The organism is Pseudomonas sp. NIBRBAC000502773 (assembly GCF_006517195.1).
GTDB lineage: Bacteria > Pseudomonadota > Gammaproteobacteria > Pseudomonadales > Pseudomonadaceae > Aquipseudomonas > Aquipseudomonas marginalis.
Genome location: NZ_CP041189.1, coordinates 2374218 through 2395046, shown reverse-complemented (window position 1 = coordinate 2395046; position 20829 = coordinate 2374218). Strand labels below are relative to the sequence as shown.

Here is a 20829-nt window from a genome sequence, read left to right as displayed (position 1 = left end):
TGTTTTGAGGAAGTACTAAATGGATGTCGTCGACCGCGCCACAAGATCCCGCATGATGGCTGGCATCAAAGGGAAGGGCACCAAGCCGGAAATGACAGTCAGGCGCTTTCTGCACGCCCATGGCTACCGGTTCCGACTTTATCGCAAAGACCTGCCGGGAAAACCGGATATTATACTGTCTAGACTCAGGGTCTGTATTTTTGTACATGGGTGTTTTTGGCATCGCCATGCTGGATGTAAATATGCTGTCTTGCCCAAGACACGAGTCGATTTCTGGGCGGCCAAGCTTCAATCCAATGTTGAAAGAGACTTGACGGTATTGCAGAGGTTGGAGAGTGATGGATGGAACGTTCTGGTCTTGTGGGAGTGCGAGCTCAGACATCCTGAGACCGCCCTGCTTGCGTTGCTTGAGCGCCTGAGGGCTCTTGAGTAGTGCGGCAGATTGCCAGTGAGCATCCCTGCGCTCTGATGCGTTCACAAGGCTTCGTCGAGGGCGGTTAGAATGCTTAAAGCCCACGGGTGGCATTCCCATCCACCTGGCCCGCTTCTCTTCAGGTAGTGGCTTAGGGAGCCCGTAAGTAGTTTGTTGATATCCGCGACAGGGTATCCAAGTACCAATTCAGCGTGGGCAGCTCGGTCCCCCGGGTTGTCTGCAAAGTATCTCAATAGGTCCAATGCGATGGTTCCGAGTTTTGCCGTACGCTCCAAAAGCGTGTTCTCCCCAAGTGAGGAAGTGCGACCTTGTGGCGGTAGAAGAAGCTCTTCGACCCATACTGATTCGCTCAGAGATTCGGCGAGGCCCGAAATCACTGCGCCACGTTCTATGGTGCGGTAGGCACCTATAGTTTCTTGGGTGCATTCGGCCTGTGTTCTCAGGACTTGGTCATCTACTTCTGGTTTTTGCGCCTCATCTGCTGGTATCCAATCCCAGTCCAGTGTTTTCACATCTTCGATGGATATGGCTGTATCGATCTCAGACTCTGTATTTTCAGCAGATGGATTTGTATTCGTAGGGGGGAGCGGGGTGCTGGATCTTTCGCTGAAAAGCAGCTGCATCTGTATCAGCTTGCTCAGGCGTTCTGAGTCGTGCTTTTCGCGCAGGAAATCTACTAGCAGGTCGCGCGCTTCATTCTCTAGGCCAACAGATACCAGCGAGGAAGATGCGCGTATAACGCCATGAGGCAGATTTTCCCGGAAGCAGGCACGAAGTAGTTCTGCACACTCATCGATGTGAGTTGGGAGTGACTCTGGTAGTACGCGCGTGACAAGCTCCACCCAGTCGTCAAGCTTCGTACTCACATGGTAGAGGGCCGCATCGTGTTCGGTTTCGATATGGATACAGCCGTCTTCTACTGGCCAGAGCAATTTTCTGTAGGTGACGGCAGGCCGCCCCCCATCCATTCTGAGGGGGCGCATGATGCGGTCGATTTCCTGTCCGCGAGACATCACCCTTATCGCTACTTCCATATCCCTATCGCCTAAACGGAAACTAACAGCACTCGATGTCGTAATGCTGGCCACATGCAGTATCATGCCTAGAAACGACGCTGCTTCCAAGGGGCTCTATTCGAGCGTTGGATCAGCATTTCTCGGTGATTCCCTAATCGTTTCCAGATCAATAGGGTGGTGAGGCGATAGTAATACCGGGTGGCGTCGGAATGATCCTTCAGGTGCTGAGTGAAAAACCAGCGCACATGCTTGAGCTGCCAGGTCCAGGGATTATCGCGTTGCCATCGCTGTTGTATGGCCGCCTGCATGATTCGGGCTTGGCATAGGTGGCGTTGCTGCGTGATCTTCGAGCCGGTCAGTACGCCGCTCAGGAACAGCGCCATATCGAAGGGCTTGGTCACGCTCTACCTCCAATGTAAGCCGAAACCACATCAATCCGGTTATGCCCGAGCTCAAGGCTGATTTGTTGGCGCGCCCGTTGATCAAGGTCGCGGTCAATTCGATAGCAGTGGCCACCATTGACTGGGGCCGCGTGGCCAGTGAGCTGTTCGTAACGCTCGCAGGCATAGGCCGCTCGCAGTTCATGAAAGCCCTTCAGCCCTTGTTCATGTAGCACTTCGCGGGCGGGGAGTACGGTCTGTTGCAGGAATGCGGCGTAGCTTTCGCCTCGGGCCAGCAAGTTGCGGCTGCGGGGCGGCGACGCATTTCGGGCGAGCTGTAGCGCCACCTTCACCTCTTCATTAGCATTGATCCATCGCGGCGCTGATGCCCCTGAGCGGCCGCCTTTGGTGCCGTCCTGGATGTTGATACGGCCCAAGTGTTCGGCTTCGCGTTGCAGTCGTGGTAGGTCAGCCAGGATCGCTTCGCGCAGGCGCATACCGGTTGTTCGGGCCAACAGAACAATTGCCGCCACCCGCTCGTGGTGCTGTTCGCCAAGCGCCTCAATCACTCGCTGCACTTGTTGGCGGTCTTGGCCATCCGGCGCGCGGGTGCGTACGTTCGAGCGCTGCTGTCCCAACGCCTGGCTCGGGCTGGCGATCCTCACGTCCTGATCACCGCGGAGCGCAGCGAGGGTTCGGTTGACGCTGCTTAGGCGGTTCTGCGCGGTCGCGATGCAGAGTTCACCTTGCTGGATCTGCAGGCGCAGGTACGCGGCGTAGTCTTGCAGCGTCCGTCGATCGATCTGACGTGCATCGTTGTAACCGGGGCCGTCCACTGATCGACACCAACGCACGAACGCTTGCCAGCGATCGCTATGCGCTTTGACCGTGGCGAAGTGGCCGCCGGCAAACAAATCGTTTAGCGCTTGTGGGCCGGCGTAGCTCAGCTGGCGGCCATAGCCAAAGTTGCGACCATCACGCCGACCGACCAGTGCCATCGTCATCACCGTTTTCGTTTGTTTGCAAAAAGAGCAGCAGGGCTTTCCAGTGGGGGCTGAGCCTGTCCACCTGCTGCCAGTGTGTCGGGCGGATCAGGAGGGCGTTCTCCTGGTGTTCCAGCAGTGCTCCTTCTTCACGCAGTTGCTCGATCAGTATGGCGATGTCGGCAGGGGCAAGAGGTGGTGTGGCGACAGCGGCGACAGTGGCGACAACCCGCGTCATTCCTGGCCTGGCGCGTGGCGACAAGGTGGCGACAGAAGCGGCGACACACCGTGTTTCTGATTGCGATTGATGTTGCGCCTGGTAGCAGCGCACCGCGTCATTGAGGCGAAACATGGCGGACCTCGAAAGTTTTGGCATCGCGACTGTTCAGCCAGTTATGCGTGATCAGCTCGACGAGCAGTGTGGCGGTGTGATGGCTGCTCTTGCGGGCAAAGCGAGGGCCGTTGCGATTGAGATCGCGGATGGTGAATTGGGTCCAGCCTTTTTGCGTCAGCCAGCGTAGCAGTCGATCCGCCTCCTCACGTAAAGTGTTGATTGGCTCTTGTTCGGTCAGGCGCTGGATCTCCGCCAGGTAGTAATCCATCAGTGTTGAGGCGCGTTGAATATGGGCCTCACTCACTACATTCGCATCTTCAATTACCGCGAGCACACCGGCGATGCGCAGCACATTGGCCGCTGCTTTTCCTGCGACGGATTGGACTCCTGCCAGTTCACCGAACTCGCCAGACTGGCATTCGATGGTGTCGTGAATATCAATCCAGGCAGTGCGAGCGCTGGGCGTCAGTTCCAGCCTGGCGGGGTTAAGTGAACCGTCTTTGTGCAGCGACAGTGGCTTATCCAGTAGGGTGGTAATGTGCGTTTGGTAGCGCTGAACCTTGGCATCTCGCGTCAGGTCGACTGCCTTGTACAAGCGCTGACCGACCAGACGTTCGGGCCAGCTGATCAGGCAGCGGCCCAGGATGCCTTGGCCTTTGATCACCGAGTCTTTGAGTAGCTGGTTGGCCAAGTAAGGCTGCAGCATCAAATGCAGGCTGAGGCGGCGGTCATAGGCGCGCAGGCTTTCTCCAGCCATGGAGCGCGCCCGGTCGATCGGGCTGCCATCCCACAGTGTCGACAAGGTGGTAATCGCCTTAAGCAGGTTCTCTTTGCTCATGGTGCTGCTGCCCAAGAATTGGCCACCTTCATCATTGAACAATCCCATGCTGGGCAAGCCGTGGCACAGGCTTTTGATCAACGCTTCGATGGTGGGCTCGGTAATGATCAGTCTCGGCGGTACCGGCTCGGATAGCTCACCGCCTTCCACCTCCGCGCGTTTCTTTGTTGTTTTGGGTTTGGTCATGATGTTGCTGGCGGCGCGATAGGTTATGAGCTTTTCCGTATACAGGGTCCACTGCTGTCGTTCCCAGTCGCGCGCCGCCTTCAGTGCCAGGTGATCCACCGCGCTTTTTCGATCACCCGAGGACGCCACCGTCAGTAGGTATAGCGACAACGGATAGGTTCGTCCGTCGAGGTGGACATTGGCATGACCCTGACTTACTAGGGCAGCGCTGGCCAGCACCGATTGTGCAGCCATGGCGCAGGGCACGCCGATCACTTCGGCCAGTCGTTCAACCGCAGGGCCCAACAGATTCCCGAGTGCTTCGACCGGGTAGGGCAGTGGCGACTGCAGGTATTCCAGCAAGGGTTGTGGTGGCTCGAATGCTTCGCACAGTTGCATCGCTATTCTCCTGAGGTTATCGACTTTGTCCTCACTTATCCCGCCACGGTTGTTGAGTGTTATCAGGGATCAAGGCCCCTGCGACCTGTGTGAGGTTTGTCCACTTACGCGGGACTGACGGCTCCTTACGACCGGGAGCTTGGGCATCTCATGACCTGGCCTCCTGAACACCTCCGAAGAAGTGGGCGGGTGGAGGCTGCACTGGCTGACGAGACCAATGCCGCGAGATCCTGAGTCGGGTGAAGGCAGCGAGGTGATGACTGGGGCATGCCTGACTGTCAGTCAGGTGCAGTCCATTTCATGGGCTGCGGCACCATCATTGGCATCGCTGTTGCTGGTGATTTTTCGGTGTTTGTCACGCCGATTGTCACTAGGGGGAAAACCGCAAAGGCCCGTGCGAGCAGGGCTGCAGCAGTGATAGGAGCGCCCGTCTCTTTAGGGGCAAAGAGACGGGCAACAGGTTGGCGCAAGGAAATGGCCAAGCGGATAGGTTGCTGCTGGGCAGCTATAAAGGGGTATGAGTTGCCGCAATGGCACTCTGGTAGAAGTAGGCATCCATCACATCACTGTGAGCGTGCGAGCCGCCGGACGCTAATCGCACTTGGGGAGAACCACCACGATGTGGCGTAGCCTCAAAGGTTCTGGCTACCTGGGTGCTGTCGAGGACAGCGCTGGTACGGTTCTGGTTTAGCGCTCGTTCTGCTGGCGGTCAACCGTATTTTGGGGGTGACTCTTGCGCCCATCGGTAGCGCTGGAAGGCCTTGGAGGCCGGTGGTTTTCCATGGCTGGGTGGTCGTTCGTCGGTTTTTAATGTGAGCCCATGCGAGTGGGAATGCGGAGCCTTCCCGCTCGCGTGGGCTTGGCCGAGAAAGCCCCAAGGGCGAGGCTTGCAGCGGCGACAGTCGCCACCTCTGTCGCCACGCTGCAGGCCAGGTATTACGCGGGTTGTCGCCGGTGTCGCCGGTGTCGCCAAATCAACCATCACTCCATCTGGGGAGTCACTCTCGGTTACTGGCGGCGTCCGGTGAGTGCTCACCGTATCCGCACGACGTTGTGGTCCCTGGTTTGATTGATCGCAGATGCCGACAGGTTGCCAGTGGCCGCTTTCTGGATGTGCTCACTCCACCAAGCCATCATCGGACGCCGGCGCTCGATGTAGTCCGCCCGGTTGTAAGCGCTTCGGACTTCGTCCTTGTCGACATGCGCCAGCGCGACTTCGATGAGCTCCGGATCCCACCCATGCTCGTTCAGGATGGTGCTGGCCATGGAGCGCATGCCGTGGCTAACCAAGCGGTCCTGGAAGCCCATGCGCTTCAACGCCATGTTGGCGGTCTGGCTATTGGCGTGGGTGCGCGGGTTTCTATCTGCCGGGAACACGTATTCCCTGTGGCCACTGTGGGGCTTGAGCGCCTCCAGTAACGCGAGTGCCTGTTCGGTCAGAGGGATGGTGTGTGGACGACGCTTTTTCATGCGCTCCGGCGGGATGGTCCAGATGCGTTTGTCGAAGTCGATGTCTGCCCATTGGGTGGTAGCCGCTTCGGCAGGACGGGTCATGGTGTGCAGTTGCCATTCGATCAGGCAGCGGGTGGTCCGCTTGATGCTGGCGTTCGCGATTTCGATCATGAGCTCGGAAAGCTCATCGGGTCGTAGCGCGGCCATGTTCTGTTTTTTGGGTTTCTTGAATACCGCCCGAATGCCACTGAGGGGGTTAGCGAAAATCAACCCGGAGTTCACCCCGTAGGTCATGATCTCGTTGAGCCGTTGGCTCAATCGCTTCACTGTCTCGAGGCTGCCTTTGGCCTCGATTGGGCGAAGCAGTTCGATGACCATCGGTGCGGTAATTTTCGAGAGCGGCGTTGTTTTCAGGTCTGGAAATACATGCAGCGTGAGCGATCGCCAAATGTCTTCGGCGTACGCCGGCGTGACGGAGTCCTTCTTCAGCTCGAACCAGGCGGTGGCCACGTTCTCGAACGTATGTTCCGTCTCCGCTCGTTTGGCTTCGTCCTGTGCATTGCGTTGCACCTTGGGATCAATGCCTTGTGCAAGCAGCTCGCGTGCTTCCACCACTTTCTTCCTGGCGTTCGCCAGCGAGAGCTCTGGGTATGTGCCCAGCCCCATATTGATACGATTTTTGGTTACCGGCTCGCGGTAGTTGAAGTTCCACAGCATCGAGCCATTGCTCCTGACTCGGAGCTGAAGGCCGTCACCATCGCTGAGGACGTAATCCTTGTCTTTTGCCTTGACTGCCTTGAGCTGGCGGTCGGAAAGGCGAAGGGCTGGAGCGGGCATGAGAGCTACCTCTGACACCGTTTTGGTATTCCAAAAAATAGCACCGGATGGCTTGGAATACCATTTGGAATACCCAAACGGCTGTAACTCAAAAAACCTCTCCAGCGCCCAGTAGCGCTTAAACCCTTGATTTCGCTGGATTTCAGGCACAAAAAAAGACGTCCGTGGACGTCTTTAGATGATGAAGTGGTGGAGCCGGGGGGATTTGAACCCCCGTCCGCCAGTACTCCGCTGTCGGTACTACATGCGTAGCCGTTTCTATTAAGTTAACCCTCAGCGACCCGAAGGGCAGGGTGCTTTGGGCGAGTTGTGTAAGTTTTAGCCGCTTCGTCCACAACGTACTGCACGGCGATTCTGTTCTATATGACAATCACTTTGGGTTTACAGACATCCCCTGGTGATTGCTGGACCCGAAGGTACCAGAAGCTCAGGTCTAAGGCTGCTTACGCAGCGATAGCGAATTCCTGGCCGTAGTTTTCGTCATTGGCAACTATAAGTAGTTGCAACAGTGGATTTACGAGTTCTGTTACCAACTCGGCATGCACCTAAAGTTTCGCGACCGGCGTCGAATCCTAAACGGCCCCGTGCTTGTAACTCGTTGTTTCATAGTGAGTGACAAGCCTGTGCAGTGTACGCCAAACGGTCACGGAAGGCCAACCCGAAGGTTGGCCCTCTCGTTTACTGGCCGCCTTTTTCGAGGTTCTGCAGGTCTTGCAGGGCCTTGGAGGTGATTTCGATGCACTTCTTGTCATCACCGGCGGCGTGGGCGGCCTTGGCTTGGGAGACGGCTGTGTCGATTTCGCCGCTTTTGCCACTGGTGTCGGTGGCGAGCAGCGCTTTACCGTTGTTGATTTTGTCCAGGTTGATCTTGCACAGGTCGGGCTCGCCAGCGGCGAAAGCAGGGGAGGCCAACATCGCAGCGGTAATGAACAAGCCAGCAAGAGCGGAACGCTTCATAGGGTATCTCCTTGCGCAAAAAAGGCTCGACGCTGCTGGCGTTCATGGGGTGCCAGCGACATCACAAATGGGCCTCGTGCGTCGAGGCCTATGCAGATGACTACGCCAGCGCGCAGGGGTTCTGTTTTTTTGCGGGATCAATGGGCGCGGGCCTGGGTCACGCGATCCACGAGGTACACCAGCCCGTGATAGTCGATGCCGCCATGCTGGCTCAGGCCGATCTCGCAGGTGCGGCTGGTGGAGATCCCTTCACTGCAATACTGCACTGCATCCTTGAGGGAGCGCAGCGAGTGGGCGTTGAGTTCCGGCGTGGTGAAACCTTTGTCGCCGGCAAACCCGCAGCAGTGAATGCCTTCCGGGATCACCACGGTTTTGGCACAGCGGCGGGCCAGGTCGATCAGGGCCTGGCTTTCTCCCAGGTGTTGGGTGCTGCAGGTGACGTGTACGGCGATCGGCGCTTCCTGTGGGGTGAAATCGAGACGGTCCATCAGGTGCGTGCGGATGAAACGTACGGGGTCGTAAAGGTCCAGGCGCGTTTCGCCGAGGTCTTGCACCAGGCGCAGGGTGCAGGGGCTGGTGTCGCAATAGATCGGGTCCAGGCCGCCGCGGCTGGCATGGAGCAGGGCGCCGATCAGTTCCTGGCGTTTGTGTTCTGCCTGTTCGGCGTAGCCTTTGGACGCGAAAGGCTGGCCGCAGCACAGGTTGTCCTGATTGTCGGGAAACACGACCTGGTAACCGGCTTTTTCCAGCAGGCCCTGGGTTTTTTCGTACAACGACATCTGCTCTTTATCACCTGCCGCCGGGCCCATGGCGCGTGAGACGCAGGCCGCCAGGTAGACCACCCGTGGCCGCTCATCCGTCACCGCCGGGCTGAAGCGAATGGCTTTTTCCGGTTGTGGCATGGCGTTGGTCCACTGCGGGATCTGCCCCTTGGACAACTTGGTCATGGTGGCCGACAGCTTCGCCAGGCGAGGTGCCCCCAGCAGCATGCGTGCACCATTGGCTACATGCAGGGTAAAGCGCGCACCTTGCAGTGCCGTGGCGAAATGGGTGGCCAGCCATTCGGCGGTTTTCGTACGGTCGGCGTCACGGCTTCGCAGTTTTTTCACCAGATCGCCGGTATTGATTCCTACCGGGCAGCGCTGGGCGCATAGGCCGGTGGCGGCGCACGTGTCGATGCCCTGATAGTGGTAGGCCGCTTCCAATTCGGTAGTGTCGACGCCGGCGCGTTTTTTCGCCTGTATATCTCGCCAGATCACGATGCGCTGGCGTGGGCTCAACGTCAGGCCCTTCGATGGGCATACCGGTTCACAGAAGCCGCATTCGATGCACTTATCCACAAGCTCATCAGCCGCGGGCAGCGGCTTGAGGTGCTTGAGGTGAATCTGCGGATCTTCGCTGAGCACCACATCAGGATTGAGAATGCCGTTGGGATCGAGCAGGCGTTTGAGTTGCCACATCAATTGATAGGCGTCGCTGCCCCATTCCAGTTCCACGAAGGGTGCCATATTGCGGCCAGTGCCGTGTTCGGCTTTCAGCGAACCGCCGAACTCCACGGCGACCAATTGCGCGACGTCATCCATGAACGCTTGATAGCGTGTGACTTCATCCGCGCTGTTGAAGCCTTGGGTGAACACAAAGTGCAGATTGCCTTCCAGGGCATGTCCGAAAAGGATGGCTTCGTCGTAGTGATGTTTGTCGAACAGTTCGATCAAGCGGTTCACGCCAATGGCCAGTTGCTCGACCGGGAAGGTGACGTCTTCGATGATCACCGTGGTGCCGGTTTTGCGTACGGCTCCTACGGCGGGGAAGGTGTCCTTGCGGATGGCCCATAGGCGGGCGTTTTCCACCGGGTCTTCGGTGAAGTCGACCTGTTTCTCCACCGGGAAACCGGCCAGCGACGCCATGATCAGCGCCAATTGTTCATGCAGCAATGACGGCGATGCGGCGCGGGATTCAATCAGCAGAGCGCAGGCATGTTCTGATAATTGCTGTACGAAGGCGGGCATGCCCGGTTTGTTCTGCACCGAGCGCATGCTGCGTCGGTCCAGCAGCTCGACGGCCGACACCGGTTGGGTCTTCAGGACGGTGACTGCGTTGCAGCAGGTCTCCACATCCGGAAACACGATCAACGCCGACGCCTTGTTCGGGTGATCGATCACGGTGTCATAGGTGACTGCGCTGATGAACCCGAGGGTTCCCTCGGAGCCCACCAATAAATGGCTGAGGATATCCAGCGGTTCATCAAAATCCACCAGGGCGTTGAGTGACAGGCCGGTGGTATTTTTCAGGCGGTATTTGTGGCGGATTTTTGCTGCCAATTCAGCGTTTGCCCGCGTTTCACGGCCGAGTGTGGCCAGGCGCTCGAGCAGTGCGCCGTGCTGTTCACGAAACGCCGTTACGCTGCTTGCGTCTTCTGTATCGAGGCGGCTGCCATCGGCCAGGACCAGACGAATTCCGGCCAGGGTGTGGTAGGTGTTCTGCGCCGTACCGCAGCACATGCCACTGGCGTTGTTGGCGACGATTCCGCCGATCTTGCAGGCATTGATCGACGCCGGGTCTGGGCCGATCTTGCGCCCGAATGGTGCCAGCCAGGCGTTAGCCTGTGCGCCGATGACGCCGGGTTGCAGGCGGATCTGAGTGCCTTGCCCGCGAATCTCGCGGCCGTTCCAATTGTCCCCCAGCACGATCAGTACCGAGTCGCTTATCGCTTGTCCGGACAGGCTGGTGCCGGCTGCGCGGAAGGTTACCGGCACACGTTCACGCTGGGCCAGTTGCAGCAGCGCCACCACTTCGTCTTCCGATTCGACGCGGATCACCAGTTGTGGGATCAATCGGTAAAAACTGGCGTCGGTGCCGAATGCGAGGGTGGAAAGTGGGTCGTCGAAACGTCGATCTTGTGGGATCAGCTGTGCGACGTCAGCAAGGAAAGCGGCAGGCAGACTCATTGGTCCTCCAGGATCAGCACCCCCTGGGCGCCGTATTGACACGATTGCGCAAAGCCGACGCCGAAGTTATAGCCCGGCGTCGGTTATGACCCTATTGCTACGGCTTTAGTGCACCAGCATGCCGGTAAACCAGTAAGCCTGGGCCAGGGTGATCAGCCCGACGATGGTGGCGAAGAACAGGCTGTGCTTGAGGGTGAAGCGGAACAGGTCGGATTCTTTTCCCACCAGTCCGGTAGCGGCGCAGGCCACGGCGATCGATTGCGGCGAAATCATTTTGCCGGTCACGCCGCCGCTGGTGTTGGCAGCGACCAGAAGCGTGTCGTTGACGCCGATCTGGTGCGCCGTGGTGGCTTGCAACGAGCTGAACAGGGCGTTGGACGATGTGTCGGAGCCTGTCAGGAAAACCCCCAGCCAGCCGAGGAAAGGCGAGAAGAACGGGAAGGCTGCACCGGTGCCGGCCAATACCAGCGCCATGGTCGAAGACATGCCGGAGTAATTGGTGACAAAGGCGAATGCCAGCACCATGCCGATTGACAGGATCGGCCAACGCAACTCGTAGAAAGTCTCTTTTAAAGTGGTAAGACCAATCTTTATATTGATCTTCAGGACCAGCATCGAGATCAGTGCCGAGAAGAAAATCGCGGTGCCGGTCGCCGAAATCGGGTCTAGCTTGAATATCGCTGGGATCGCAGTCGGGTTGGTCACGATGGGTGCAACCTTGATCACCATTTGATCCAGGTGCGGGATCGCGAAGTTGAATACCCAGCTGTACATCGAGCCGCCTGCGGCGAACATCGCCTTGAACGGTTTGAGGGTCCAGATGGTGACCAGCACGGTGAGGATCAGGAACGGTGACCAGGCCTTGAAGATCTGGCCCAGGCTGTAAGGTGAGGCGACGGTGCTGCGCGGCAGGCCGAAGCCGCCGGCGCTGGCGGTAATCGCTGCGTCGGACGTGGCGCCGGCAATCTGCGCGCCTGCGGTGCGTTTGGGTTGCCAGACTTTCAGGAACAGGGTCAGAGAGATCAGGCTGGCCAGGGCCGAGGTGATGTCCGGCAGTTCCGGGCCGATGAAGTTGGACGTGAAGTACTGCGTAATGGCGAAGCTCAGGCCCGCGACCAACGCAGCTGGCCAGGTTTCGCGAACGCCGCGCAGGCCATCCATCATGAAGACCAGCCAGAACGGCACGAACAGCGACAGCAGCGGCAGTTGGCGGCCAGTCATGGCGCCGATCTTGAATGCATCGATTCCGGTCACTTGCCCGGCAACGATGATCGGAATTCCCAGGGCGCCAAAGGCGACGGGTGCGGTGTTGGCAATCAGGCACAGGCCGGCTGCGTACAGCGGGTTGAAGCCCAGGCCTACCAGCAGTGCGGCGGTAATCGCCACGGGGGCGCCGAAACCGGCAGCACCTTCCAGGAATGCGCCGAAGCAGAAGCCGATCAACAGCACCTGCAGGCGCTGGTCATCGGTGATCGACAGGACAGAGCTGCGGATGATCTCGAACTGGCCGCTCTTGACGGTGAGTTTGTAGAGAAACACCGCCGCGACAATGATCCAGGCAATAGGCCACAGGCCATAGGCAAAACCGTAACCGGCGGCGGCCAGCGCCATATCCACCGGCATGTGGAAGGCAAAGATCGCCACCAGTATTGAGAGTGCCAGGGTGATGCTGCCGGCCACGTGACCTTTGAGGCGAAACACGGCCAGAGCCAGGAAGAAGAACACGATCGGAATAACGGCGGCCAGTGCGGACAGGCCGAGGCTGCCGAGCGGGCTGTAGAGCTGTTGCCAGGTTTGCATATGGGGTGGCCCCTAATTGTTGTTGGTCAGGCACTTCATAGTCGACTTGGATAATTGGTAATACCAATTTACAATCGCTGGAGGCTAGGTTAAAAGTCTTCGGGGTATGTGTCAATTTGCCGCTTGCGAAACTTTGGTCGTAGCCCGGCAGGCGAGGTGGTTTGATCGGGTGAATCGAAGCGGTTCTGATAGGTGCTGGAAGGGCGGCGATAGGCCAGAATAGAGGGCCCGGCGAGTGGTCGGGATGGTTGGGAGTGAGTTATGGGGTTTGATCAGGTGCGTCAGCGCCGTTTGTCTGACGATATAGTCGAGCAGCTTGAGGGGATGATCCTTGAGGGCACGTTGAAGTCGGGTGAGCGCTTGCCGGCCGAGCGTGCTTTGGCTGAACAGTTTGGTGTGTCGCGTCCTTCGTTGCGGGAGGCGATTCAGAAGCTGGCGGCCAAGGGCTTGTTGGTGAGCCGTCAGGGGGGTGGCAACTATGTTGCCGAGTCACTGGGCTCGACGTTCAGCGATCCGTTGCTGCACCTGTTGGAAAACAATCCCGAGGCCCAGCGTGACCTGCTGGAGTTTCGTCAGACCCTTGAAGCGTCCTGTGCTTATTACGCAGCATTGCGAGCTACTGAGGTCGACCGTGAGCGGCTGACCGCTGCATTCGAAGCCTTGCAGGATTGCTATGCCCGCGTTGATGAAGTGAGCCGGGTCGAGGAAGGGGCTGCGGATGCACAGTTCCACCTGGCCATTGCGGAGGCTAGCCATAACGCGGTGTTGCTGCACACCATTCGCGGCTTGTTCGACCTGCTCAAGCGGAACGTGGTGACCAATATTGGCGGCATGTATCAGCAACGTACGGAGACGCGCGACATGCTGATCAGTCAGCACCGGGAGCTGTACATGGCGATTATCGAGGGCCGGGCCGAACAGGCGCGAGAAGTCTCGACACGTCACCTGGAATACGTGCAGGAAGTGCTGGAGGAGGTGCGTCAGGAGGTTCAGCGCGTGGCGCGGGCGGAGCGGCGCAAGGGGATGTAGCCGGGGGACGTCCCGAGGCTACATCGTTACAAGGATTATTCTTCCTTGCCCTTGTTGCGCACCGCGCGATGCAGTTCGCGGTTGGAATCGCGTTCGCGCTCAGTATCACGCTTATCGTATTCCTTCTTGCCCTTGCCCAGTGCGATCTCGCACTTGACCAGGTGTTTGCTCCAATACCAGGACAGGCAGACGCAGGCGTAGCCTTTCTGCTGCACGGCTGCGGCGAGCTTTTCCAGTTCGCGGGCATTGAGCAATAGTTTGCGCGTGCGCACCGGGTCGGCAATCACGTGGGTGCTCGCGGTTGTCAGCGGGGTGATATGACTGCCAAGCAGCCATGCCTCGCCATCCTTGAGCAATACGTAGCTGTCGACCAGTTGCAACTTGCTGGCACGCAGACTCTTTACTTCCCAGCCGGCCAGGACCAGACCAGCCTCGAACCGATGTTCGATGAAGTAATCGTGTCGCGCTTTTTTATTTTGCGCGATGGTCCCTGTGGGGTGTTTCTTTTGTTTAGCCATAGGGGCGGCATTATAGGGAGTTGCGAGCGTGTCGGCTACGGTCAACCTGCGTGCTTGAGCGTGTTGGTCGAATCCCGGACAATACGGGCAGTTCTTTGGTTTTTTTCTTTCGCGGATCGGACTGCTCTTTCGCGATGTTTGCCGCTCAGCTGTGGAAATCACGCACACATGACGACGCATATTCAACGTTCGGCCCTGCTGCCCTATCCGGCGCAGGTGCTCTATGACCTGGTCAACGACGTGGCGCGTTACCCGGAATTCCTGCCTTGGTGCTCAACTGCCGAGGTGCTGGAAAGCAGTGATGAACATATGGTTGCCAGTGTTGGGGTGGCGAAAGGCGGGCTCAGTCAGCACTTTGTTACGCGGAATGCGCTGGTGCCGGGCAAGTCCATTGAAATGAATTTGCAGGAAGGGCCGTTTACCCAGCTGCATGGTGTATGGGTTTTCAAGGCGCTTACCGACAAGGCCTGCAAGATCAGCCTGGATTTGTCGTTTGATTACGCTGGGCCGATTGTGCGGGCGACATTGGGGCCGTTGTTCAACCAGGCGGCCAATACCCTGGTGGATGCATTCTGCCAGCGAGCCAAGCAATTGCATGGTTGAGATCGAGGTGGTTTACGCCGCCGAGGATCGCCAGGTTTTGCTGGCGCTGAAGGTTGCTGGGGGAACCAGTTTGCGCGCAGCAGTGCAGTTGTCAGGGATGGCTGCGCAGTTTCCTGAGCTGGATCTGGCTGATTGCCCTTTGGGGGTATTCGGTAAGGTCGTCACGGATGCGGAGGTGCGCCCCGTACAATCGGGCGATCGCATTGAAATCTATCGGCCCCTGCTTGTGGACCCTAAAGAAGTGCGCAGGCTGCGTGCGGCCAAAGCGGCGTTGGCGAAGCGGCAGCATCCATAGGCTGGTTGAATGACAGGCAACAAAAAGCCCGGCATGCCGGGCTTTTTATATGCGCCGCAATGTTACTGCGGGCTGGTGTCCAGAGGCTGAGGCGTCGGGACAGGGACCGTTTCGACCCCGTCGACGTCTTTCTGGATCTTGTCGAGCAAGGAGCCTGGCTTGGCCGGTACTTCGGACTTCGGCTTCTCGCTTTCCTGCACAGGTGCAGTCACGTTGGTGCCGTTATCGTTGCCGAGCAGTGCTTGATCACGGCTTACGCCTGGCATGAAGTCACCCGACAGGCTGACAAGCTGGTCATTGCCATTGAAAATGACGCTGACGCGCTCCTGTTGGCGTTCACCGCCACCAGGCTGCAGGCTGTAGAGATAATCCCAGCGATCGGCGTGGAAAGTGTCGGTCAGCAGGGGGTTGCCCATGATAAACCGTACTTGCCGTCGGGTCATTCCCGGGCGTAACTGGTCTATCATGTCCTGCGTGACGACATTGCCCTGCTGGATGTCGATTTTGTAAACCCCGGGGAATGAACAACCGGCGAGTGCGAGCAGTCCCACAAAGGTGAAACTGGTTAGCAAGAGCTTGGTGTTTTGCATCGGTGGGCGACTTCCACTATCTTGGCTGGGACAACGTAAACGCCGATCATACCCGTATTAAGAGAAGCTGCGAAGCAGCATCCGCGAGAAAGCTAACCATGGTTGAAAATAGCGAACTACGCAAAGCCGGTCTTAAAGTGACTCTGCCACGAGTCAAGATTCTACAAATGCTCGATTCTGCTGAGCAGCGCCATATGAGTGCCGAGGATGTTTACAAGGCGCTGATGGAGTCTAACGAGGACGTCGGCCTGGCCACGGTTTACCGTGTACTGACCCAGTTTGAAGCCGCAGGGCTGGTGGTTCGTCATAATTTCGACGGCGGTCATGCTGTGTTCGAATTGGCTGACGGTGGTCATCACGACCACATGGTTGACCTGGATACCAATGAGGTTATCGAGTTCACCAGCCCGGCAATCGAAAAGCTCCAGCACGAAATTGCTGAGGAGCATGGTTTCGATTTGGTCGACCACAATCTTGTGTTGTACATCCGTAAGAAAAAGTAAAAAGCGACGCAGAATTGCTCTGCGAAACGATCGAAGGCGACCCTAGGGTCGCCTTCGTGCTTTCTATAATAAGGAAAAGCTCGGCTCAGGCCTTGGTGGCTACGACCATTTTCTTCGCGTGTGCCAAAGACTCTTTGGTCAGGTCGATCCCGCCGAGCATCCGTGCCACTTCTTCCACGCGCTCCGACTTATTCAGTTTGGATACTGCCGTGTGTGTCGCTTCGCTGCCTCTGACCTTGTGCACAAACAAGTGTTGATGCCCTTGGGCCGCGACTTGCGGCAAGTGAGTGACGGTCAGCACCTGGCCGCGATCCCCCAGGCGGCGCAGTAACTGACCCACAATTTCCGCCGTGGGGCCACCGATACCTACGTCTACTTCATCGAACACCAGTGTCGGTACCCGTGAGGTTTGCGCGGTAATCACTTGGATCGCCAGGCTGATTCGCGACAGCTCACCACCAGACGCCACTTTTGCCAGTGCCTTGAGCGGTTGCCCAGGGTTGGCGCTGACCAGTAGCTCTACCTGCTCCAGGCCGTAGGGCTGCAGCTCGTTGCTGGCGTTGGTACGCAACTCGATGGTAAAGCGCCCGCCCGGCATGCCCAGGCGCTGAATTTCCTGCTCGACGGCGCCAGCGAGGCTGGTGGCAGCCTGTCGGCGCAGATCGCTCAGTTCGCGGGCCTTCTCCTGATAGTGGCGGGCAAAAGAGTCGAGCTCTTCGCCCAGTCGTTCAATGGATTCGTCATTCGCGTTCAGGGTCTCGATTTCATCCAGCAGTTTCTGCTGCATGGTTGCCACTTCGGTGGGCTGGATTCGATGTTTGCGCGCCAGCGTATAGATGGTGTCCAGGCGCTCTTCTATTTCCTGCAGCCGCGCCGGGTCAGCGTCGAAATGATCAAGAAAGCGATTGAGTTCGCCGACGGCTTCTTCTACCTGGATTTGCGCACTGGTCAGCAGGGTGGTGGCTTCACTCAGTGAGCCTGAAGCGCTGTTAACACTGGACAGTCGGTTGAGGCTGGCGGTGAGTGCGTTGAGCACATTGCCGGAATCGCTCTCGCTGCATTGCTCCACCACCTGGCGGCAGATAGACAGGAGGGTTTCGGCGTTGGTGAGATTCTTGTGTTCCTGTTCCAGTTGTTCCAGCTCGGTTTCGCCAAGACCCAGGCTTTCCAGCTCTTCAAGTTGATAGCTGAGCAATTGATGGCGAGCACGTTGCTCATCGCCGGAATTGGACAGTCGCTCCAGCTCCTGTCGGGTCTGGCGCCAGCGCTGGGCAGCCAGTTGTACCTGCCGGGCAAGGTCGGTGGCGCCAGCGTACTCGTCAAGCAGGCGGCGGTGGGTGTCGGTTTTGAGCAGGGATTGGTGTTCATGCTGGCTATGGATGTCAATCAGCAGTTCACCCAGGGCCTTCAGGTCGCCAAGGGGGCAGGGGGTTCCATTGATATAGCCGCGCGAGCGGCCCTCGGCGGTGATGACTCGGCGCAGGATGCACGGGCCGTCGTTATTAAGGTCGCGCTCGACCAGCCAGGCTTCGGCTTCGGGGATGTCCGCGAGGTCGAAGGTGGCCAGAATGTCGGCCTTGTCCGCGCCGGGGCGCACCACGCCACTGTCGGCGCGGTCGCCCAGGGTCAGGCCCAGGGCGTCGAGCATGATCGACTTGCCGGCGCCGGTTTCGCCTGTGATTACGCTCATCCCGCGATCCAGTTCGAGATCCAGATGTTCAACGATGGCGTAGTTGTGTACAGACAGGTGCACGAGCATGACGGCCGCTCCCAGGCTTTAGGTCTGGTTATTTATACAGTGTTTTGTTCTGGGCTGACAATCCTGCTGCTTAGCTCAATTTGCTCGGTCATTCAGCTTTTTTAGTGCAAAGAAGAATGATCAGGCTGAAGTTGATCTGGGGCAGGCGAAAGACTTTGGTAGAGCCTGCACCCTTGAACCTGGAAATTGTGGCCCCATATACCGGAACAGAAGCGCGAGTTGAGTTCGCGCATGATTTTGAAAGGAGAAATCTATGGCTGACGAACAGACGCAGGATACGCAAACTCCGGACGCCAATTCGGCTGTCGGTGATGAACTGGCAACTCGTGTGCAAGTGCTCGAAGAGCAGTTGGCCGCTGCGCAGGATCAGTCTTTGCGTGTTGCCGCCGATCTGCAGAACGTCCGCCGCCGTGCCGAGCAGGACGTAGAAAAAGCTCACAAGTTCGGGCTGGAAAAGTTCGCGGGCGACCTGCTGCCAATTATTGACAGCCTGGAGCGTGGCCTCGAGTTGTCCAACCCGGATGACGAAAACATCCGCCCGATGCGCGAAGGGATCGAACTGACCCTGAAAATGTTTCAGGACACCCTGAAGCGTTATCAGCTGGAAGCCATTGATCCGCAAGGCGGCGAACCGTTCAATGCTGAGCTTCACCAGGCCATGGCCATGCAAGAAAGCCACGACCTCGAACCCAACAGTGTGTTGAAAGTGTTCCAGAAGGGCTATCAGCTCAACGGTCGCCTGTTACGCCCTGCAATGGTGGTAGTGAGCAAGGCTCCTGCACCCGTTGCACCTTCTATTGATGAGCAGGCTTGAAATCCGCCGCAAGGCCCCCATCTATAAGTCAAGCGTTTAAGTGCTACCGCAGTTAGCCACCACTGCTGCGGCAACCAAATTCAAGTTTCGGGAGAGTAAATCATGGGCAAAATTATCGGTATTGACCTGGGGACCACCAACTCCTGCGTCTCCGTGTTGGAAAACGGCGTTGCAAAAGTAATCGAAAACGCCGAAGGCGCGCGTACCACGCCGTCGATCATTGCTTACGCCAACGATGGTGAAATCCTGGTTGGCCAGTCGGCCAAGCGCCAGGCTGTGACCAACCCGCATAACACCCTGTACGCGGTGAAGCGCCTGATCGGTCGTAAGTTCGACGAAGAAGTCGTACAAAAAGACATCAAAATGGTCCCTTACAAGATCGCCAAGGCTGACAACGGTGACGCGTGGGTTGAAGTAAATGGCCAGAAAATGTCGCCACCGCAAATCTCGGCTGAAATCTTGAAGAAGATGAAGAAGACTGCCGAAGATTACCTGGGTGAGACAGTGACTGAGGCGGTGATCACCGTTCCAGCCTATTTCAACGACAGCCAGCGCCAGGCGACCAAAGACGCCGGCCGTATCGCGGGCCTGGATGTAAAACGTATCATCAACGAACCGACCGCAGCTGCTCTGGCTTACGGTATGGACAAGGCCAAGGGCGATCACACCGTGATCGTTTATGACCTGGGTGGCGGTACGTTCGACGTTTCCGTGATTGAGATCGCTGAAGTAGATGGCGAGCACCAGTTCGAAGTGTTGGCCACCAACGGCGACACCTTCCTGGGTGGTGAGGACTTTGACATTCGTCTGATCGACTACCTCGTTGACGAATTCAAGAAAGAAAGCGGCATGAACCTCAAGGGTGACCCGCTGGCGATGCAGCGCCTGAAAGAAGCTGCTGAGAAAGCCAAGATCGAGCTGTCTTCCGCTCAGTCGACCGACGTTAACCTGCCGTACATCACTGCAGACGCCACCGGTCCTAAGCACTTGAACGTGAAGATCTCTCGCGCCAAGTTGGAAGCGCTGGTCGAGGACCTGGTTCAACGCACCATCGAGCCATGCCGCATTGCGCTGAAAGACTCCGGTATTGATGTTGGTTCGATCAACGACGTGATCCTGGTAGGCGGTCAGACCCGTATGCCACTGGTTCAGAAGTTGGTTACCGAGTTCTTCGGCAAAGAAGCACGTAAAGACGTGAACCCGGACGAAGCGGTTGCCATGGGTGCTGCCATCCAGGGCGCGGTATTGGCTGGTGACGTGAAAGACGTGCTGCTGCTGGACGTAAGCCCGCTGACCCTGGGTATCGAAACCATGGGTGGCGTGATGACTGCGCTGATCGAGAAAAACACCACGATTCCTACCAAGAAATCCCAGGTGTTCTCGACGGCTGATGACAACCAGGGTGCTGTGACCATTCACGTGCTGCAAGGTGAGCGTAAGCAGGCTGCTCAGAATAAGTCTCTGGGCAAGTTCGACCTGGCTGAGATTCCACCAGCACCGCGTGGCGTGCCACAGATCGAAGTGACCTTCGACATCGACGCCAACGGCATTCTGCACGTAGGTGCGAAAGACAAGGCTACCGGCAAAGAGCAGAAGATCACCATCAAGGCCAACTCCGGTCTTTCTGATGAAGAAATTCAACAGATGATCCGCGATGCTGAAACCAATGCTGAAGCTGACAAGAAGTTCGAAGAGTTGGCAGGTGCCCGTAACCAGGGCGACGCACTGGTTCACTCGACACGCAAAATGATCGCTGATGCTGGCGAGAAAGTGACCGCTGAAGAGAAGGCCGCGATCGAAGCTGCTGTCGTTGCCCTGGAAGCCGCTGTTAAAGGCGACGACAAGGCTGCCATTGAAGCCAAGGTTGAAGAGTTGTCGAAAGTTTCCGCGCCAGTGGCTCAGAAAATGTACGCCGAGCAGGCTCAGCCGGCTGACGGTGCTGCTCAACAGGCAGAGCCTGAAGCTAAAGACGATGTTGTCGATGCCGAGTTCGAAGAAGTTACCGACAAGAAGTAAGTTGGTCGCCCGGTTGACCGCTATCAAGCGGTGACTGGTAGGATGTCGCCGCGCGGGAGCTTGCTCCCGCGTTGGCGTGTCTGGGGTATGCGAATTTTTACAGCATGCGACTGCGTTCGGATGTTGGCGGTGTGATCGGGGATGCTCCTGCTTTCCGAGC

19 protein-coding genes and 1 other RNA gene are annotated in these 20829 nt (G+C 57.8%); 7 read left to right on the top strand and 13 right to left on the bottom strand.

The window, feature by feature from the left end; genetic code table 11:
• Positions 1-19: 19 nt before the first annotated feature.
• Positions 20-433: a very short patch repair endonuclease gene (locus NIBR502773_RS11025; RefSeq protein WP_069077034.1), complete on the top strand. Its 414-nt coding sequence runs from the start codon at positions 20-22 to the stop codon at positions 431-433.
• A gap of 41 nt (positions 434-474) precedes the next feature.
• Here the strand turns inward: NIBR502773_RS11025 and NIBR502773_RS11020 are convergent, their stop codons facing one another.
• From NIBR502773_RS11020 to NIBR502773_RS10970, 10 genes are all read right to left on the bottom strand, one after another.
• Positions 475-1467 (bottom strand): hypothetical protein, encoded by a 993-nt coding sequence (locus NIBR502773_RS11020; protein ID WP_069077457.1) that lies wholly within the window; start codon positions 1465-1467, stop codon positions 475-477.
• Between the two features lie 68 nt (positions 1468-1535).
• On the bottom strand, positions 1536-1850 hold the full coding sequence (locus tag NIBR502773_RS11015; protein ID WP_069077033.1) for a hypothetical protein: 315 nt from the start codon (positions 1848-1850) through the stop codon (positions 1536-1538).
• A complete protein-coding gene (locus NIBR502773_RS11010; protein ID WP_069077456.1) occupies positions 1847-2827 on the bottom strand; it encodes an integrase domain-containing protein in 981 nt (326 codons plus the stop codon). The genes NIBR502773_RS11015 and NIBR502773_RS11010 overlap by 4 nt, the downstream gene beginning before the upstream one ends.
• Positions 2805-3164, bottom strand: coding sequence for a hypothetical protein (locus NIBR502773_RS11005; RefSeq protein WP_069077032.1), 360 nt, complete (start codon positions 3162-3164; stop codon positions 2805-2807). Before NIBR502773_RS11005 ends, NIBR502773_RS11010 begins: the two co-directional genes overlap by 23 nt.
• Positions 3148-4548: a YfjI family protein gene (locus NIBR502773_RS11000; protein ID WP_141156041.1), complete on the bottom strand. Its 1401-nt coding sequence runs from the start codon at positions 4546-4548 to the stop codon at positions 3148-3150. Before NIBR502773_RS11000 ends, NIBR502773_RS11005 begins: the two co-directional genes overlap by 17 nt.
• Positions 4549-5580: 1032 nt before the next feature.
• Positions 5581-6837 carry an integrase domain-containing protein gene (locus tag NIBR502773_RS10990; protein ID WP_069077455.1) on the bottom strand — a complete coding sequence of 419 codons (1257 nt, stop codon included), beginning with the start codon at positions 6835-6837 and terminating at the stop codon, positions 5581-5583.
• A gap of 187 nt (positions 6838-7024) precedes the next feature.
• Positions 7025-7421: a transfer-messenger RNA gene (ssrA, locus tag NIBR502773_RS10985) on the bottom strand.
• A gap of 94 nt (positions 7422-7515) precedes the next feature.
• Positions 7516-7794, bottom strand: a complete 279-nt coding sequence (locus NIBR502773_RS10980; protein WP_065938289.1) for a hypothetical protein — start codon at positions 7792-7794, stop codon at positions 7516-7518.
• Between the two features lie 137 nt (positions 7795-7931).
• Positions 7932-10742, bottom strand: a complete 2811-nt coding sequence (locus NIBR502773_RS10975) for an FAD-binding and (Fe-S)-binding domain-containing protein (RefSeq protein WP_141156040.1) — start codon at positions 10740-10742, stop codon at positions 7932-7934.
• Positions 10743-10847: 105 nt separating this feature from the next.
• Positions 10848-12542 carry a lactate permease LctP family transporter gene (locus NIBR502773_RS10970; protein ID WP_065947685.1) on the bottom strand — a complete coding sequence of 565 codons (1695 nt, stop codon included), beginning with the start codon at positions 12540-12542 and terminating at the stop codon, positions 10848-10850.
• 261 nt (positions 12543-12803) lie between these two features.
• Between NIBR502773_RS10970 and NIBR502773_RS10965 the strand changes: the two genes are divergently transcribed.
• Positions 12804-13571: an FCD domain-containing protein gene (locus tag NIBR502773_RS10965; RefSeq protein WP_074847629.1), complete on the top strand. Its 768-nt coding sequence runs from the start codon at positions 12804-12806 to the stop codon at positions 13569-13571.
• A gap of 35 nt (positions 13572-13606) precedes the next feature.
• Here the strand turns inward: NIBR502773_RS10965 and smpB are convergent, their stop codons facing one another.
• Positions 13607-14089 carry an SsrA-binding protein SmpB gene (gene smpB / locus NIBR502773_RS10960; protein WP_014719962.1) on the bottom strand — a complete coding sequence of 161 codons (483 nt, stop codon included), beginning with the start codon at positions 14087-14089 and terminating at the stop codon, positions 13607-13609.
• Positions 14090-14257: 168 nt separating this feature from the next.
• On the opposite strand from smpB, the gene NIBR502773_RS10955 reads away from it, so the two are divergent.
• Complete coding sequence (locus NIBR502773_RS10955) at positions 14258-14692, top strand: type II toxin-antitoxin system RatA family toxin (protein ID WP_141156039.1); 435 nt, start codon at positions 14258-14260, stop codon at positions 14690-14692.
• Positions 14685-14987 (top strand): RnfH family protein, encoded by a 303-nt coding sequence (locus NIBR502773_RS10950; protein ID WP_141156038.1) that lies wholly within the window; start codon positions 14685-14687, stop codon positions 14985-14987. The genes NIBR502773_RS10955 and NIBR502773_RS10950 overlap by 8 nt, the downstream gene beginning before the upstream one ends.
• Before the next feature lie 62 nt (positions 14988-15049).
• Here the strand turns inward: NIBR502773_RS10950 and NIBR502773_RS10945 are convergent, their stop codons facing one another.
• Complete coding sequence (locus tag NIBR502773_RS10945; RefSeq protein ID WP_027605355.1) at positions 15050-15577, bottom strand: outer membrane protein assembly factor BamE; 528 nt, start codon at positions 15575-15577, stop codon at positions 15050-15052.
• Between the two features lie 98 nt (positions 15578-15675).
• Between NIBR502773_RS10945 and fur the strand changes: the two genes are divergently transcribed.
• Positions 15676-16080: a ferric iron uptake transcriptional regulator gene (gene fur / locus NIBR502773_RS10940; RefSeq protein ID WP_010562662.1), complete on the top strand. Its 405-nt coding sequence runs from the start codon at positions 15676-15678 to the stop codon at positions 16078-16080.
• 85 nt (positions 16081-16165) lie between these two features.
• Here fur and recN read toward each other — a convergent pair whose 3' ends face one another.
• On the bottom strand, positions 16166-17839 hold the full coding sequence (gene recN, locus NIBR502773_RS10935; RefSeq protein WP_141156037.1) for a DNA repair protein RecN: 1674 nt from the start codon (positions 17837-17839) through the stop codon (positions 16166-16168).
• A gap of 253 nt (positions 17840-18092) precedes the next feature.
• Between recN and grpE the strand changes: the two genes are divergently transcribed.
• Complete coding sequence (gene grpE / locus NIBR502773_RS10930) at positions 18093-18653, top strand: nucleotide exchange factor GrpE (RefSeq protein ID WP_141156036.1); 561 nt, start codon at positions 18093-18095, stop codon at positions 18651-18653.
• Positions 18654-18755: 102 nt separating this feature from the next.
• Positions 18756-20669 (top strand): molecular chaperone DnaK, encoded by a 1914-nt coding sequence (gene dnaK / locus NIBR502773_RS10925; protein WP_141156035.1) that lies wholly within the window; start codon positions 18756-18758, stop codon positions 20667-20669.
• The last annotated feature ends 160 nt before the right edge of the window (positions 20670-20829 follow it).